This window comes from Kribbella sp. NPDC050470, from assembly GCF_044458365.1.
In the GTDB taxonomy this organism is placed as follows: Bacteria; Actinomycetota; Actinomycetes; order Propionibacteriales; family Kribbellaceae; genus Kribbella.
In genome coordinates this window covers 102,382-117,326 of record NZ_JBITHV010000006.1, presented here as the reverse complement: position 1 = coordinate 117,326, position 14,945 = coordinate 102,382, and the positions used below count along the sequence as shown (strand labels likewise).

The 14,945-nt window shown below is 68.2% G+C and carries 13 protein-coding genes; 8 read left to right on the top strand and 5 right to left on the bottom strand.

Annotated elements, in window-relative coordinates:
• Window position 1 precedes the first annotated feature (1 nt).
• Entirely contained in the window at window positions 2-508 is a 507-nt protein-coding gene (locus tag ACIBGM_RS18670) for an SRPBCC domain-containing protein (RefSeq protein WP_396386280.1), read from the top strand.
• Window positions 509-538: 30 nt separating this feature from the next.
• On the opposite strand, the gene ACIBGM_RS18665 is transcribed toward ACIBGM_RS18670, so the two are convergent.
• Window positions 539-1,066, bottom strand: coding sequence for a hypothetical protein (locus tag ACIBGM_RS18665; protein ID WP_396386279.1), 528 nt, complete (start codon window positions 1,064-1,066; stop codon window positions 539-541).
• Between the two features lie 139 nt (window positions 1,067-1,205).
• On the opposite strand from ACIBGM_RS18665, the gene ACIBGM_RS18660 reads away from it, so the two are divergent.
• A complete protein-coding gene (locus tag ACIBGM_RS18660) occupies window positions 1,206-4,328 on the top strand; it encodes a DPP IV N-terminal domain-containing protein (protein WP_396386278.1) in 3,123 nt (1,040 codons plus the stop codon).
• A gap of 637 nt (window positions 4,329-4,965) precedes the next feature.
• Complete coding sequence (locus ACIBGM_RS18655; protein ID WP_396386496.1) at window positions 4,966-5,886, top strand: nucleoside hydrolase; 921 nt, start codon at window positions 4,966-4,968, stop codon at window positions 5,884-5,886.
• A 14-nt stretch (window positions 5,887-5,900) separates the two neighbouring features.
• Here the strand turns inward: ACIBGM_RS18655 and ACIBGM_RS18650 are convergent, their stop codons facing one another.
• The 4 genes from ACIBGM_RS18650 to ACIBGM_RS18635 form a co-directional block, all read right to left on the bottom strand.
• On the bottom strand, window positions 5,901-6,233 hold the full coding sequence (locus tag ACIBGM_RS18650) for a TraR/DksA family transcriptional regulator (RefSeq protein WP_396386277.1): 333 nt from the start codon (window positions 6,231-6,233) through the stop codon (window positions 5,901-5,903).
• Window positions 6,234-6,262: 29 nt separating this feature from the next.
• A complete protein-coding gene (locus tag ACIBGM_RS18645) occupies window positions 6,263-7,315 on the bottom strand; it encodes a Gfo/Idh/MocA family protein (protein ID WP_396386276.1) in 1,053 nt (350 codons plus the stop codon).
• A gap of 92 nt (window positions 7,316-7,407) precedes the next feature.
• Complete coding sequence (locus tag ACIBGM_RS18640) at window positions 7,408-8,856, bottom strand: GH32 C-terminal domain-containing protein (RefSeq protein WP_360530061.1); 1,449 nt, start codon at window positions 8,854-8,856, stop codon at window positions 7,408-7,410.
• On the bottom strand, window positions 8,853-9,920 hold the full coding sequence (locus ACIBGM_RS18635) for a LacI family DNA-binding transcriptional regulator (protein ID WP_360530058.1): 1,068 nt from the start codon (window positions 9,918-9,920) through the stop codon (window positions 8,853-8,855). The genes ACIBGM_RS18640 and ACIBGM_RS18635 overlap by 4 nt, the downstream gene beginning before the upstream one ends.
• A gap of 164 nt (window positions 9,921-10,084) precedes the next feature.
• On the opposite strand from ACIBGM_RS18635, the gene ACIBGM_RS18630 reads away from it, so the two are divergent.
• The 5 genes from ACIBGM_RS18630 to ACIBGM_RS18610 all read left to right on the top strand — a co-directional run bounded on the left by ACIBGM_RS18630 (window position 10,085) and on the right by ACIBGM_RS18610 (window position 14,886).
• The gene (locus tag ACIBGM_RS18630) at window positions 10,085-11,488 is read left to right on the top strand and encodes a sugar ABC transporter substrate-binding protein (protein ID WP_360530055.1); all 1,404 of its coding nucleotides are present in this window, start codon (window positions 10,085-10,087) and stop codon (window positions 11,486-11,488) included.
• The gene (locus ACIBGM_RS18625; protein ID WP_360530052.1) at window positions 11,488-12,420 is read left to right on the top strand and encodes a sugar ABC transporter permease; all 933 of its coding nucleotides are present in this window, start codon (window positions 11,488-11,490) and stop codon (window positions 12,418-12,420) included. Before ACIBGM_RS18630 ends, ACIBGM_RS18625 begins: the two co-directional genes overlap by 1 nt.
• A complete protein-coding gene (locus ACIBGM_RS18620; RefSeq protein WP_360530049.1) occupies window positions 12,417-13,262 on the top strand; it encodes a carbohydrate ABC transporter permease in 846 nt (281 codons plus the stop codon). Before ACIBGM_RS18625 ends, ACIBGM_RS18620 begins: the two co-directional genes overlap by 4 nt.
• A gap of 35 nt (window positions 13,263-13,297) precedes the next feature.
• Window positions 13,298-14,605: a glycoside hydrolase family 32 protein gene (locus ACIBGM_RS18615; RefSeq protein WP_396386275.1), complete on the top strand. Its 1,308-nt coding sequence runs from the start codon at window positions 13,298-13,300 to the stop codon at window positions 14,603-14,605.
• 68 nt (window positions 14,606-14,673) lie between these two features.
• On the top strand, window positions 14,674-14,886 hold the full coding sequence (locus tag ACIBGM_RS18610) for a hypothetical protein (protein ID WP_360530043.1): 213 nt from the start codon (window positions 14,674-14,676) through the stop codon (window positions 14,884-14,886).
• Window positions 14,887-14,945 lie beyond the last annotated feature (59 nt).

Genomic DNA, 14,945 nt, shown 5'->3' with positions numbered 1-14,945 from the left:
CATGGACAGTCGACGTGGAACGGTGTTCGAGACCGATGACGGCCGAGTGGCGATCCGTTTCGTCCGGCTGCTCCCGCACCCACCGGAGAAGGTCTGGCAGGCCATCACCGACCCGACCCAACTGTCCGTCTGGTTCCCCGCCATCGTCGACCTGGACCACCCTGCCGGCGCGGCCCTGTTCTTCGGCGTCACCCCCGAACAACACCGCCGCTACGGCATGACCGACGACCCAGCCGCCACCCCCAACGGCCAAATGCTCCGCAACGAGCCGCCGTCGATGCTCGAGTACGAATGGTCCGGCGAAATCCTCACCTGGGAGATCACGGGTACGCCGGAAGGCAGCCGGCTCGTCTTCACCAACGTCCTCACCGACCCCGAATCCGCCGCCCCCGCCTCCGCAGGCTGGCAGGCCGGCCTCGAAGTAATCGAAGCCCAACTAGCAGGCAAGCAAATCACCTGGAACCCCCTAGACCGAGCCGAGCAACTAGCCACAACCAACCCCCACTGAACCAGCCCACACCGACCGTCGGGCTCGGGTTCAGCAGGCTCGGATCTTGGCTTCTAGGCCGTTGGTGAAGGTGAGGCAGGCCCAGGGGCGGCCCTGGGTGGATTTGGGGCGGACGATGAGGGGGAAGGCGTCGGCGCCGCGGACCTGCGGGCTTCGTTCGGTTTGCAGGGAACCGATTGCGCCGCCGCGTGCTTCGGCGGCCGACTTCACGTCCTCGACGGTGACGACACTGCGGGCGTCCTTGGTCGCGGCGTTCTCCGCGTCGGTTGCGACCGCGAGGGCGAAGTCGATCTCCGGCGGGGTGGCCCAGGTGGTCGAGGTGACCGGGAAGACGACTCCGAACATGAGAAGACCGACCCCGGTGATGATCTGACGGAACCGACGGCTCTGGTCGGTGAGCAGCAAGGCAGCACAGCAAAGCGCGAGGAACAGCGTGAGACCGCGCATGATCCAGTGCCGATCGAGCCGACTGTCCACCGCCAGCGCCGCGGCGAGCGCGATCACGATGCAGGCGACGGCGGCGGCGAGCGCCCGGATCCGGGGCGACACGGATTGCATGGCGCAGACGATAGACGTTCGGCCGTTCGTCGCAGTACAGGGGCCGCTCGGCGCTCGACGCGCCGGTCAGGATCGTGCAGTCGTGACGGTACTGGCAGATTCGGTGGCGCCCCACCGCCCCCGAGGGATTGGACCGACCGTGGACCACACCGAACTCGAAGCGCCCGGTTCGTGGAGCATCTCCCGGCGTCGCGCTCTCCAGCTCAGCGGCGGTGCCGCCGCGGCCGGCGCGCTGCACACCGCCACCGAAGCAGCAGGTGCCACCACAACGCAGGCAGCAACGACCACGGCCGCCAACCAGGCCGTGCTCACCGAGGGCACCAACTTCATGGTGTCCGTGTCGCCTGACGGGAACTGGCTAGCCTTCGACCTGGTCACCGCGATCTGGGTGACACCGGCCGCCGGCGGCGTGTCCCGGCGCCTGACCGACGACCTCCAGGACGCGACCCGCCCGCGCTGGTCGCCCGACGGCCAACGACTCGTCTTCCAGTCATACCGCGACGGCAACTTCCACCTCTGGACGATCAACGCCGACGGCACCGATCTCCGCCAACTGACCACCGGCCGCTACGACCACCGCGAGCCGCACTACACGCCCGACGGCCGGTACGTCGTCTTCTCCTCGGACCGTGGCGGCAACGGCAGCTACGGTATCCACCGCCTCGAGCTCACCAGCGGCACGATCGTCGCCCTCACCGACGACACGACCGAGGAAGCCGAGCCGGCCGTATCCGCCGACGGCACCAGGATCGCCTTCACCGTGGACGCAGCAGCCATCGTCGAGCTCGACCTCAAAGCCGGCACCCGCACCACCCTCGTCCCCGCCCAGACCGGCAGCACCGTCTACGGCCCGGCCTACTCCCCCACCGGCCAGCTCGCCTACGTCCGACTCGCCGGCCCGGTCTGCGATCTGATTGTCAACAATCAGAAAGTCACCAATGGCAAGGACGTCTTCGCGGTCCCACCGTCGTGGGGATCCGCGCTGTACTACACCGCCGACGGCCACGTCCTGCGTCACCTGGCCGACGGCGCGCCCACCGTCGTACCGTTCACCGCGACCGTGCCGGTGACGTCGAAGCGGCCGCGACCGAAGGCGCCGGACCTCGAGTCGACCGCGCGGCGGCAAGTCCGGGGCATCGCGAGCCCCACCGTCTCCCCCGACGGCAAATGGGTCGCTTTCCGGGCGCTGAACGCATTGTGGCTGGCGGCAACGAACGGCCGCGGCCAACCCCGCAAGCTGGTTGCCGATGGCTACTTCAACTCCGACCCCGACTTCTCCCCGGACGGGACGAAGCTGCTCTACGCCAGCGATCGCGACGGCACCGCCGACCTGTGGCTGCACGACCTGAAGACCGGTGCAGACAGCAAGCTATCGTCGTTACCCGGGGCACAGACTGCGCCGCGGTTCTCCCCCGACGGCAAGCAGGTCGCATACCAGGACCAGGACGGCATCGCCTGGACGCTCGACCTCGCGTCGGGCCAGGTCCGCCAACTGACCCCGACGCTGTTCCAGCCCGGCCGGGTGAGCTGGTCGCAGGACGGGCGGACCATCGTGCTCGCCGCGGTCAAGCCGTTCTCCAAGCGTTTCCGCGAAGGCACCAGCCAACTCCTGTACGTCGACGTCGAAACGACCGCCCTGGAGTACGTCGAACCCATGCCGTTCCGCTCCCTCGCCACCCGCGGCGACGACGGCCCGGTCTTCTCCCCCGACGGCAAGTGGCTCGCCTTCGTCGTCGAGAGCCTCCTGTACGTCGCTCCCGTCGACACCCGCGGACGCTTCACGGCCGACCCACGAGCTGTCACAGACGAGGTCACCGACTCACCGGTCTGGCAGGACAACACCACCCTGCTCTACCTGAACAACGGCCGCCTTCGCCGCACCACAGTCACCGGCTCCCGCCCACAGACCGTCAAACTCGACCTGCACTGGCGCCGCGCAACGATCAACCAGCACGTCACGATCCACGCCGGCGCACTGTGGGACGGCCGCGCGACCACGCTCCGGCGGGACGTGGACGTCGTACTGGACGGCTCGCGGATCGCCGCCGTACGGCCGCACCAGGGCAAGGCGGACATCGACGCGAAGCATCTGACCGTGATGCCCGGGCTGATCGATGCGCACAACCACTGGCACCTGCGCGGACGCGCGTGGGGTGCTCGGCAGGGCAACCTGTGGTTGTCCTACGGCATCACGACCACGCGTTCGCCGGGCGATCCGGTCTACCAGATGCAGGAGACGCGGGAGGCGCTGGCGCACGGGTCGCTGCTCGGGCCGCGGTACTTCGCGACCGGTGAAGCGATCGACGGGTCGCGGGTCTACTACAACTTCATGCGCCCGACGCTCTCCTTGCGGCAGCTCGGTCTGGAGATCGACCGCGTCGAAGGGCTCGCGTACGACCTCGTGAAGACCTATGTGCGGTTGCCCATCGAGTACCAGCGGCGTGCGATCGCCGCCGTACACCGCCTCGGGCTGCAGCTGTCGTCGCACTACCTCTACCCGGCCGAGCACCTCGGCATGGACGGCATGGAGCACACCGGCGCGACGAACCGGCTCGGGTACTCGCACACGGTCAGCCGGCTCGGACGCGCGTACGCGGATGTCGTCACGCTGTTCACCAAGGCCGGGCTGTCCGTCACGCCGACCCTGTTCAACTCGACGATGGCCCACGTGGACGACCCGTCCCTGCTGACTGACCGCCGTACGACGACGCTCTTCCCAAGCTGGGAGTACGACGCGTTGCTGAGCGAAGTGAATACCGCCAAGGGGCCGGCGGGTGCGACGACGCGCGAACTGCTCCGCGGCAACGTCGACATGGTCCTGCGGATCCACCGTGGCGGAGGCTTCGTCATCTCCGGCACCGACACGCCACTCGACAACATCGCGATCTCACTCCACGCCAACCTGCGCTCCATGGTCGCCGGCGGCTTCACGCCGTACGAGGCCCTCACCACCGCGACCCGCAATCCCGCGCGCTGGCTCAACCTCGAGGACAAACTCGGCGTCATCAAGCCCGGCGCCCAAGCCGACCTCTCCTTCATCACCGGCAACCCCCTAGCCGACATCCGAGCCGCAGCCGCAGTAGACCAAGTCATGATCGCCGGCACCCTGCACACTGTCGCCGACCTCCTCAAGCCATACGCCACCGCCCCAACCACCCTCGCCAGCCCAAAGCCCCTCACCCGCGCCGAGGCGCACGCCCACAACCCCACCTACTGGTGGCACGAACCCGAATGGCTCCACCGCTCCTGCTGCGAGGGCTGATGTAGTCAACCCACGCGGCGCGACCGCCCCGCACTTGTGCTCACTCGTGGTCGACCGAACGAATCGCGCGCCGGGGAAGCCGCACGCGCAGCGGCTCGCCGTGGTCGACTGCGGGGAGCGTGATGACGGGCGGCTTCGTCGACTACTCGTCGCCTACGACGACCACAGGATCATCAACCCGGGAGTCCAGGCACCTGGCCTGTACGGCACCGAACGATCCGGCGCAAAGGATCACTGAATCACCAGGACCGGGCATGACGGGGCTCTAACGGGTACGTCGCTCCACAAGCATCGCGACTCCATACCCAGCAAATGCCCCGATCAACGCAGCGACTGGCGCAAGGACGATTGCCGGGTCTGTCCATTCCGAGCCGCCGGCCAACCCGGCCCACACCGCGTTGGCGATGACCAGAACGACCGCACCAACCACGGCCCACCAGTTACGCCGACGATTCCGTGCGGACAAGACCATGGACCGACCGTACCCGCTCCGCCCCCGGCGAGACATGGCATAGAGCTTCACTGCGGCCCGGCAACGGAGACAGATCTCGGCCCCACACCATCAAGCCGAATGTTGCTGCCAGCAACCGCTCGCAGGCTGATACCCGACTAGGCTGGGTGGGTGGGCAGTCCGGTGATGGTTGATTGTGATCCTGGGCATGACGATGCGATGGCGTTGTTGCTGGCCGTGGCGGATCCGGCCCTGGAGCTGCTCGGGGTGACGACGGTGGCGGGGAATCAGACGGTTGAGAAGTGCACGCTGAACGCTCGTCGGGTGTTGTCTCTGGCGGGCGTGTCGGACATTCCGGTTGCTCGTGGGGCTGACCGGCCGTTGGTTCGGCCGTTGCGTATTGCCGATGACGTGCATGGCGAGAGCGGGCTGGACGGGCCGTTGTTCGACGGCGAGCCGGAGGTGCCCGAGGCGGCGTCCACGGCTGGGGAGCTGCTGGTCGACGTACTGACGAAGCACGATGCGCCGGTCACGATTGTGGCAACCGGCGCGCTGACGAACATCGCCGGGCTGCTCGCCGCTCGCCCGGAGCTGCAGGCGAACATCGCTCAGATCGTGTGGATGGGCGGATCGACCGAGCGCGGCAACGTCACGCCGTACGCCGAGGCGAACTGCTTCGTCGACCCCGAGGCGGCGGATCAGGTGCTGCGGTCCGGGGTCCCGTTCACCATGTGCGGGCTCAACGTCACCCACCAGGCGCTGGTGACCGACGACGTCCTCGCCGCGTTTGCCGGAATCGGTACGTCGTTGGCGCGCATCTGCGTCGAGTGGATGACGTTCTTCGCCTCGACGTACCGGCGACTGTGGGGGTTCACCGCACCGCCGTTGCACGACCCTGTCGCGGTCGCCAGAGTCATCGATCCGGCGATCGTCCGCTGCGTCGACGCCAACGTGGTGATCGAGACCGCCGGCGAATGGACGGCCGGCGCCACAGTGGTCGACCTGCATCACTACACCGGCCGCCCCGCCAATGCCCGGGTCGCGGTCGAGCTCGACAGTACGGCGTACTGGACCAGGCTCGTGGACGCGATCACCGCCCTCGGCTGACGAGGGGCGACGGTTCAGGCGCAGCCGATGCAGGTACGCGCAGTCGGTCTCGCCTCCAGCCGGGCCGGGGCGATCGGTTGGCCGCACCGCTCACAGACCCCGTACGTCGCGGCCGCCAACCGTTCGATCGCCGCCTCGACCTCTACCAAGTGGCCCTGAACCTGCAGCACGAGCGCTGCGACCTGCGACCTCTCGAACGCGATCGTCGCACCCTCAGGATCGTGCTCGTCGTCGGCATTGGCGTCCCGCGAGGCCGCGACAACCTCGTTGAAGTCGCCGGTCAGAGCCGCGAGCCGCCGGAGCGCCTGCTGACGTTCCGCCTCGAGCAGCCCGCGAGCCCCATCCATCCGTCAATCGTGCCACCCGGCGCACTGGATCATCGCGCAGCTCCGCGGACCGTTGCCTGCTGCTGGGCGGTCAAGGCCAGGCGCATGGTCTCGAACGTGTGCTCCTGCGGCGCGGCCGAGCTGGTCCGTTCCCGGACGTCGCGCACCAGGTCCGGATAGTACGTCGTCTCGACCTGCGAGCAGTCGATGTGCTGCGTACCTTCGTGATTGACCAGGAAGAGGTGGTCGCCACCGTCCCGGCCCGCGATGTCGACGTACTTGCGCAGCTCGATGTAGCCGTCGGTGCCGAGAATCATCAGGCGGCCGTCACCCCAGGTCGGCAGACCGTCCGGCGTGTACCAGTCGACCCGGATGTAGGCCTGGGCGTGGTCACTGCGCAGCAGGATCTCACCGAAGTCCTGCAGGCCCGGCTCGTCGGGGTTGGCGAAGTTCCCGACCGTGCTGGCCACGACCTCGGCGGTCCGTGCGCCGGTGAGCCAGAGGAACTGGTCGATCTGGTGGGAGGCGATGTCGGTCAGGATGCCGCCGTACCGGTTCTTGTCGTAGAACCAGTCCGGGCGGCCGGCCCCGCCGCCGAGGTGGCCGCGGTCCCCGATCCGGTGCGGCCCGATCCCGATCGTCTGCACCACCGTCCCGATCCGGCCCTCGCGGACCAACTCGCCGGCCTTGATCACACTCGGCACCTCGAACCGCTCCGAGAACGTCACCGACCAGAACCGCCCGCTCTGGCTGACCGCCTTCTCGATCTCCTCGAGCTGATCGAAACTGACGCAGCCGGGCTTGTCGGTGACGACGTCCCTGCCGGCCCGCAAGGCCGCGACGGCGATCGGCCCGCGTCGATCCGGTACGGCGGCGGTCACGATCAGGTCGATCCCGTCCCGTCCGATCAGGTCGTCCGGACTGTCGGCCATCGGAACCTCCGGGTACCGCTCCCGGACCCGGGTCGCGATCGCGGCCGACGGATCGTCGGTCGCCATCCCGACGAACTCCGCACCGGCCCCGACCAGGCCCGCGATCTGACCGAAGATGTGCGCGTGGTCAAGCCCGATGGCGGCGAACCTGACAGCTTGCGTGGAAGTCACCCGTACTCCTCCGACTCGGCGTCGCTTCGACTCCCCTCACCCTATGCCACACCGGCAAGCGCTTACCAGCCGCCGCGAGTCGCACTCCGCGGCTAGCGGCGGGCAGCGACGGTGAGACTGCGGAGGGCGAAGGCGCCGTCCGTGACGAAGAGACCGAGGTGACCTCGGCGGTGGTCGTAGAGGCGGAAGCTCAGGGCGACGCGGTCGTCGACGACCACCTGCCCGGTCGTGCCATCGAGGATCACCTGGACGGTGTGGCTGCCGGGCGGGAGCGGGCAAGGGCGTTCGAGCTCGACCACGTGCGGGACGTCGCCGTCGACGTGCCACTGGGCCGGGCCGGTCCGCTGCCGCGGCCAGCGGTCGAAAACGATGCGGTCTCGTTGAGGCTCGAGCCGGAGTACGGCGGCTTCCTCGCCGTCAGCGCTGGAGTGCAGCAGCAGTCCAAGCGCCTGCGTGTCCGGGGCAACCTCGACCGTCAACTCGATCAGACAGCTGTCAGGCAGTGGATCGCCGATCCATGCCGCGTACCGGTCGACTGCACCTTGACCAGGCTCGGAGGCCGCATCGTCAAGCGGAGCCAGCGACACCGGATGTGGGTCGGAGTGAGCCCCCACAACCTCCGCCGGGAAACCGAACGCGAGGCTGCCGTCAGCCTCCTGACGCGCCTCCAGCACAGCCAGCGTGCCGGCCCATTCCCATCGGCCAGCATCGGATCGCCCTTGTTTTGTAGGGATCCAGCCGACGAAGAAGCGTCGCCCCTGATGGTCCACCGACTTGGCCGCGTAGAACGCTCGACCGTCCACGGTGTCGCGGCTGGGAGCCGACCAGGGGCCGTCCGGATGACGGGCAACCCGGTACCGCGTCTGGAACGCATCGCTGAACTCGGAGTACACCAGGTACCACCAGTCGCCCCACTGGAACACATCGGGACATTCCTGGGTGATGTACCGGTGCGGCTGCCACAGCGGCTCGGCGATCGTCCACTTCTGCAGATCCGGTGAGGTGAGCCGGGCGACGACACCACGCCGCCGGTCCGGCCCCTCGTCGTACCGGGCCGCCAGCACCATGTGCCACGGTTCATCGTCGGCCGTCCGGAACACGAAGGGGTCGCGCCAGTCCTGGGCCAGATACCCCGGCGGCGCGCCGAAGGTGTGGTCGGGATGCTTGGTCCACTGCGTCGGATCGCCGTCGCTGGTCGCGTGGCACACCACCTGAAAGGAACCTGCGTCTGTCCCGATGCGCGGGTTGTGGCCGGTGTAGAACAGATGCAGCCGGTCGCCGTCCGAGATCACGCACCCCGTGTAGCAGTCGAAGTCGACGGCATCCCTGTCACCGCCGTGCAGTACGACGCCGTGGTCGACGTACTGCACGAAGTCGGTGGTCGACACCAGCGCCCACGGCATCCCGGACGGTCCCGCTGCCGGGTCGTCCGGTCGCTCGTCCAGCAAGTAGAACAGCCAGATGCGGCCGGCGTGGCTGAAGGGGATGACGTCACCGACGTAGCCAGAGCGAGGCCGCCAGTGCAGGGATTCGTTGATCATGTACGACGCCCTGCCGCCGGCCGCCGGCGCCGCCGCGGCGGATCGCCGACCGACTCGCGCTCGATCAGGTCGCAGTCCACGGTGATCCGCTCGGGCGCGCCGTCGGGATCGGCCAGCACCAGCTCGCCGGCCTGGCGGCCCAGCATCAGGTGCGGCAACGCGGCCGTGGTCAGTCGCGGACGGACCTGGTCCGCGACATCAGGCTGGTCGTCGAAACCGACGATGCTGACGTCGCGCGGACAGTCAAGCCCCAGGGCGTGCAAGGCCAGCAGCGCACCGATCGCCATCCGGTCGTTGCCGCACACGAGCGCGGTCGGGCGGTGCTCCAGCACCACTTCGGATGCCAGGTCGTACCCGGAGCCGATCGAGTAGTCGCCGAACCGCTGGACCAGGTCACTCGGGCGCAGACCCGCCTCGCGAGCGGCGTCGGCGAAACCGCGCCGGCGTTCCTTGCAGGCGTAGTCGCTGCGCGGGCCGCCCAGGAAGGCCACCTCACGGTGTCCTCGGCTGAACACCGACGCAGCGGCCGCACGACCGCCGCCGTACTCGTCGGCGAGCAGCACTGTGTCGGCATGGCCTTCCTCGGGCCAGCAGTTCACGAAGATCGTCCGGATCCCGTCCAGCCGCGCGCTGCGGTGCAGCGGCTTGGGCGAGAGCGAGGCGTACAGGATCGCGGCGACCCCCTGGCCCAACAGGCTCGCCACCGCATCGTCACCCTGCCGCGGGTCGCCCGTCGTGTCGACGACCATGCACACGTAGCCGGCCGGCTGGACGACCTGCTGGATACCGAGCACGATCAGACCGGCGTACGGCTGGGAGACGATCCCGTTGGTCACCACGCCGATCGTGTACGACCGGTTCGACCGCAGCAGCTGCGCGGCCCGGTTGGGCACGAAGTCCAACTCGGCCGCGGCTTGGAGCACCCGGCGCCTGGTCTCCTCGGCGACCGCGACGTCGCGGCGGTCGTTCAGCACGAACGAGACGGTGGGCTGCGAAACGCCCGCGCGGCGCGCGACGTCGGTCATCGTGATGCGTTTCGGCCGGCCGGCCGGATCCTTCGCCATGGTCCCCCTTCACGGTCGGCGGCACCGTCGCCGCGGTCGCACCAAATCAATATCACAGCATGGGCCAATACGTATTGCGTCCTACCGTACACCGCTGCTACCGTCGCCGGTCAATACGTATTGGGTGGCACGCCGGGCCACCCAGCGGTCAAGGAGGCAGACCCATGACAGGCATCAATACACCCGGTAGCTCCGTCGCTCGCCGGACCCTGCTGAAGGCCGGAGTCGGCGGCCTCGGGCTGGCTGCGCTGGCCGATCTGGCCGCCTGCGGCAACAGCAGCGGCTCGTCGTCGAAGACACTCAAGATGCTGTACTTCGGCGAGCAGGCACAGGCGACGCAGCTGCAGAACCGGTTGCAGCCGGAGATCACCAAACTCGACGCGAGTATCAAGTTCGAGATCTCGGCCATCAACGGCACCGACTGGAACGACTTCCTCGCCAAGGTGCTGACCCAGATCGCGGCCGGCACCCCGCCGGACATCATCAGCGTCGCCACCGAGGGCCTGCAGCTGATGGCGTCCAAGGAACTGGCGATCCCGCTCGACGACTACGTCACCAAGGACCTGGACGCGCTGAAGACCTACTTCGCCGACATCCACCCGGCACTGGTCGAGTCGATGATGTACCAGGGACACCTGTGGGAGCTGCCGGACAGCTACAACGCCGGGAACATGTTCTACAGCACCAGCCTGTTCCAGCGGGCCGGGGTCGCGCCCCCGAGTGACGACTGGACGCTCGACGACTTCGAGTCGGCGGCGACCAAGATCGCCAAGTTCGGCGGTGTCAACGCGTTCGGCTGGGTCGTGCGGCTGTGGGGCAGCTGGACGTCGTTCATGTACGCCAACAACGCCAACCTGCTCGAGGAGGGCAAGTACGACGGCGGCGACTGGCTGTGGAACAAGGCATACGCCGGCAACCCGGCCGCCGCGGGCCGCAAGGGCGGCTGGAAGTGGGGCGCTCCGACCGCCAACTCGGCGGGCACCGTCGAGGCGCTCGACTACATGATCCAGCTGACCAAGAAGGGACTGTCGCCGTCGCCCGACGTCGGTGGCGGCGGCACGCTGCAGGGCCTGTTCGCCTCGAACCGGATCGGCATGTCGATCGGTGGCGGGTTCTGGGCCGGCGGCCTGACCAACGCGGGGATGAAGAACGGCAGCTTCGACGTCACGATGTTCCCGAAGTGGAAGAGCCAGCGGCACCTGTTCGGCGCCGGCGGCTACGCCATCTTCAAGTCGTCCAAGAAGAAGGACCTCGCCTGGGAGGTCCTGAAGCTGATGGTGCGGCCCGAGTCGTTCGACCTGGTCTTCCCCGGGAACGTGACCACTCCCGGCCGCAAGTCCCTGGTGACGGCCGAGCGGTACGCCAAGACCGGCCCGAAGCACTGGTCGGTGTTCTACGACACGCTGACCAAGCACCCCGAGACGGCGCCCATCCCGGCCCCGCCGTACTACAACGCCCTGGCGACGGCGCTCAACCAGCGCACCACCCAGGCGATCTCCTCCGGCGACGCCAAGGCGGCCCTGGACGGGTTGCAGGCCGACCTCGAGAAGGCCGCAGGAGCCAGCTGATGTCCGCCGCCACCGCAGAGCTGCGGGCCACCGCGTCGAGGCGGCGAAGGCATCCCTCCTCCTACCGCGAGGCACCCTTCGGCTTCGCGATGATCGGCCTGTCCGTCCTGTTCGTCGCGGTGTTCACCGCCATCCCGATCGTCGCCTCCCTCGGCCTGTCGTTCTTCTCCTGGGACGTCATCTCCGCACCGCAGTTCGTCGGGCTGGAGAACTACCAGCGGCTGTTCGAGGACGGACCGGTGCTCAAGTCCTTCGGCGTGACGCTCGGGATGTCGCTGGCCATCGTCGTGCTGCAGCTGACCATCGGTCTCGGCCTGGCGGTCCTGGTCAACCAGCGCGAGCTGGTGTGGGTGCGGACCCTGTTCCGTACGGCGTTCTACCTGCCGTTGCTGGCGTCGACCGCCGCCGTGTCGATCTTCATGGGCTATCTGTTCGACTACAAGTTCGGGGTCGTCAACTACTACCTCGGGCTGGTCGGGATCTCGAACGTGCCGTGGCTGACCAGCGGGTTCGGCGCGGCCACCACCATCGTCCTGATCACCGTGTGGCAGCAGGCCGGGTTCACCTTCGTCCTGTTCGTCGCCGCGCTGATGTCGGTCCCCACGGACGTCCAGGAGGCCGCGCAGATCGACGGGGCCGGCGCCGTGCGCACCCTGTTCCGGATCAAGATCCCGCTGATCAGCCCGACCATCCTGTTCGCGGCGGTGGTTGCCCTGATCAACGCGATGCAACTGTTCGACCAGCCGTACATCATGACCAAGGGCGGACCGGGGTCGGCGACGACGACGGTGACGATCTCGATGTACCAGAAGGGGTTCCAGAACCTGGAGTTCGGGTACGGCTCGGCGATCGCGATCGTCCTGCTGGCGGCGATCCTGGCCATCACCGGACTCCAGTTCCTCGCGGCCCGGAAGTTGGTGTTCTACCAATGAGCACAGTGCACAGGACCGGGCCGGTCGCCCGGATCGGCCGGACCGCCGGCATCGTGGTGCTGGTCGTCGCGGCAATGATTGCCCTCGGCCCGTTGCTCTGGACGGTCACCACGTCGCTGCGGACGCCGGCCGAGGCGTTCACCAACCCACCGCAGTGGATCCCGACGAATCCGGACTTCTCCAACTACAGCGCGGTGTTCGACCGGATCCCGATCGGCCGGTTCTTCGTCAACAGCGTGATCGTGACCGCGCTGATCGTGGTCGGCCAGACCATCACCTGCACGCTGTCGGGGTATGCATTCGCGATGGTCAGCTTCCCGGGCCGCTCGGTGATCTTCGGGATCTTCCTGGCCACCATGATGGTGCCGCTGCAGACGATCATCATCCCGGTGTTCGTGATCATCCGGTACCTCGGACTGTCGGACAGCCCGATGTCCTTGGTGGTGTCGGCGCTGGGCAGCGCGTTCGGCACGTTCCTCATGCGCCAGTACTTCATGCAGATGCCCAAGGAGCTCGGGGAGGCGGCCCGGATCGACGGGGCCGGCCACTTCCAGACGTTCCTGCTGGTCTACGCCAAGATGGCCGGTCCGGCGATCGCCACCCTCGCGATCCTGAACTTCTCCGGCTTCTGGGCTGAGTTCTACCGGCCGCTGATCTTCCTGCAGAGCCAGGACAACTTCACGTTGCCGCTCGGCCTGGTCGGGCTGCAGGGAAACCTCGGCACCGGATCGATCTCGGTGGTGCTCGCGGGCGTCGTGCTCGCCATCCTGCCGAGCGTAGTGCTGTTCATCTTCGCGCAGAGATACTTCATCGCTGGCATCACGGCAGGAGCTTCCCGTTGACCCGAACCCGATCCGCGACCCAAACTGCCGGCGCGGTGACACACCTCCGCCCGGCCTTCCACGTCCGGCCGCCGCGCGGATACCTCAACGACCCGAACGGCCCGATCGAGGCGGGCTCCGACGTACATCTGTACTTCCAGTACCGGCCGACGCTCGACATGGACGTGCCGGTCGAGTGGGGGCACGCCACCTCGTCCGACTATGTGCGCTGGACCCTGCACCGGCCGGCGATGGCTCCACATCCCGGCGGGCTGGACACTGACGGCTGCTGGTCCGGCAACACCGTGTGGGACGGCGACCGGATCCGGGCCTTCTACTCGGGACGAGTGGACGGTCTCCCGTACCAGTCGGTGCTCACCGCCGTCTCGGACGACGGCGGCCGCACGTTCGGGCCGCCCAGCCAGGCGGTCCCCGATCCGGCGCCGGCCGAGCAGGCGATCATGTTCCGCGACCCGTTCGTTTGGCGCGAGGACAACACGTGGTGGATGGCGGTCGGCGTCGGGTACGCCGGTCGAGGTGCCAGCATCCGGCTCTACCGGTCGGCCGATCTGCGAACCTGGACGACCGAAGACGACTTGGCCGAACTGCCCCGAAGCCACGCCGGTGGTGATGACACCGGCGCTGCCTGGGAATGTCCGCAGATCCTCACTCTCGACGGCAGGCGGATTGCCGTCGTCTCGTCCTGGTCGCCCGAGGGTGGGCCGAACCAGGTGCTGTCGTTCGATGTCGCCGTACCGACGTTGCCGCATCGGGTCGACCACGGCACCAACTTCTACGCGGCCTCGGCACTGCGCGACAGCCGGTTCGGGCCGCTGCTCTTCGGCTGGCTGACCGAAGGGCGCGACAAGCTGGGCTGGACCGACGGGTGGGCGGGCGTCATTTCACTCCCCCGGGTCGTCCGACTCGGTGCGGACGGCTCGCTCCGCAGCGCACCGGTACCGACCGTCGAAACCCTGCGGATCGGCTCCGGGTCCCCCGCCGACGGCGTGACCACAGGCGCCCAGTGCGAGATCGAAGTACCGGACGGACCAGGACGGGTGGTCGTGCACTTCGATGACTACGAACGGCTCGAGATCGAGCTGGACCCGGCCGCCGACACCCTCACGATCGACCGCGGCCAGGCCAGCCTCGACGCCCATGCCCACGACGGACGAATGCAGGCAACCCAGGCCTTCGACCCGACGTCGGACCGCCCGGCCGCGCGGATCTTCATCGACGGCTCGGTGGTCGAGGTCTTCACGAGCGGCGGCCGCGCACTGAGCACTCGCGTCTATCCCACCACCCCACCACCCTGGAGAATCGAGGCCCCACCGACCGCACGCCACTGGTCACTCGCCCCCTGAGGCTGAAAATTGTCGGTGCTGCGGTCGATGATCGGAGTATGGGTCAGGGTGGTCGGCGGTCGGTCTGAATGGCCGAGTTCCGCCGGACTGTCAGGCTGTCCGGTGGTCCCGGTCACGGCCAGGTCTTCTACGTCGAGGACTGGGAGGAACGTCGTCGCGCGGCGCGGCGAATGGGGCGGACCGCCGAGGACATCCAAGGCTGGGCGCTCGCCTACCGACCGGCCGGCGACGGGACCGACGTCTGGATCTGGAGTGACCCCGCCGGCGGGCGCGGCCGTTAGAGCGGCACGTTGTCGGCGGGGTCTGATAGATCTACCTGCGGATGACCAGGTTGGAGGAC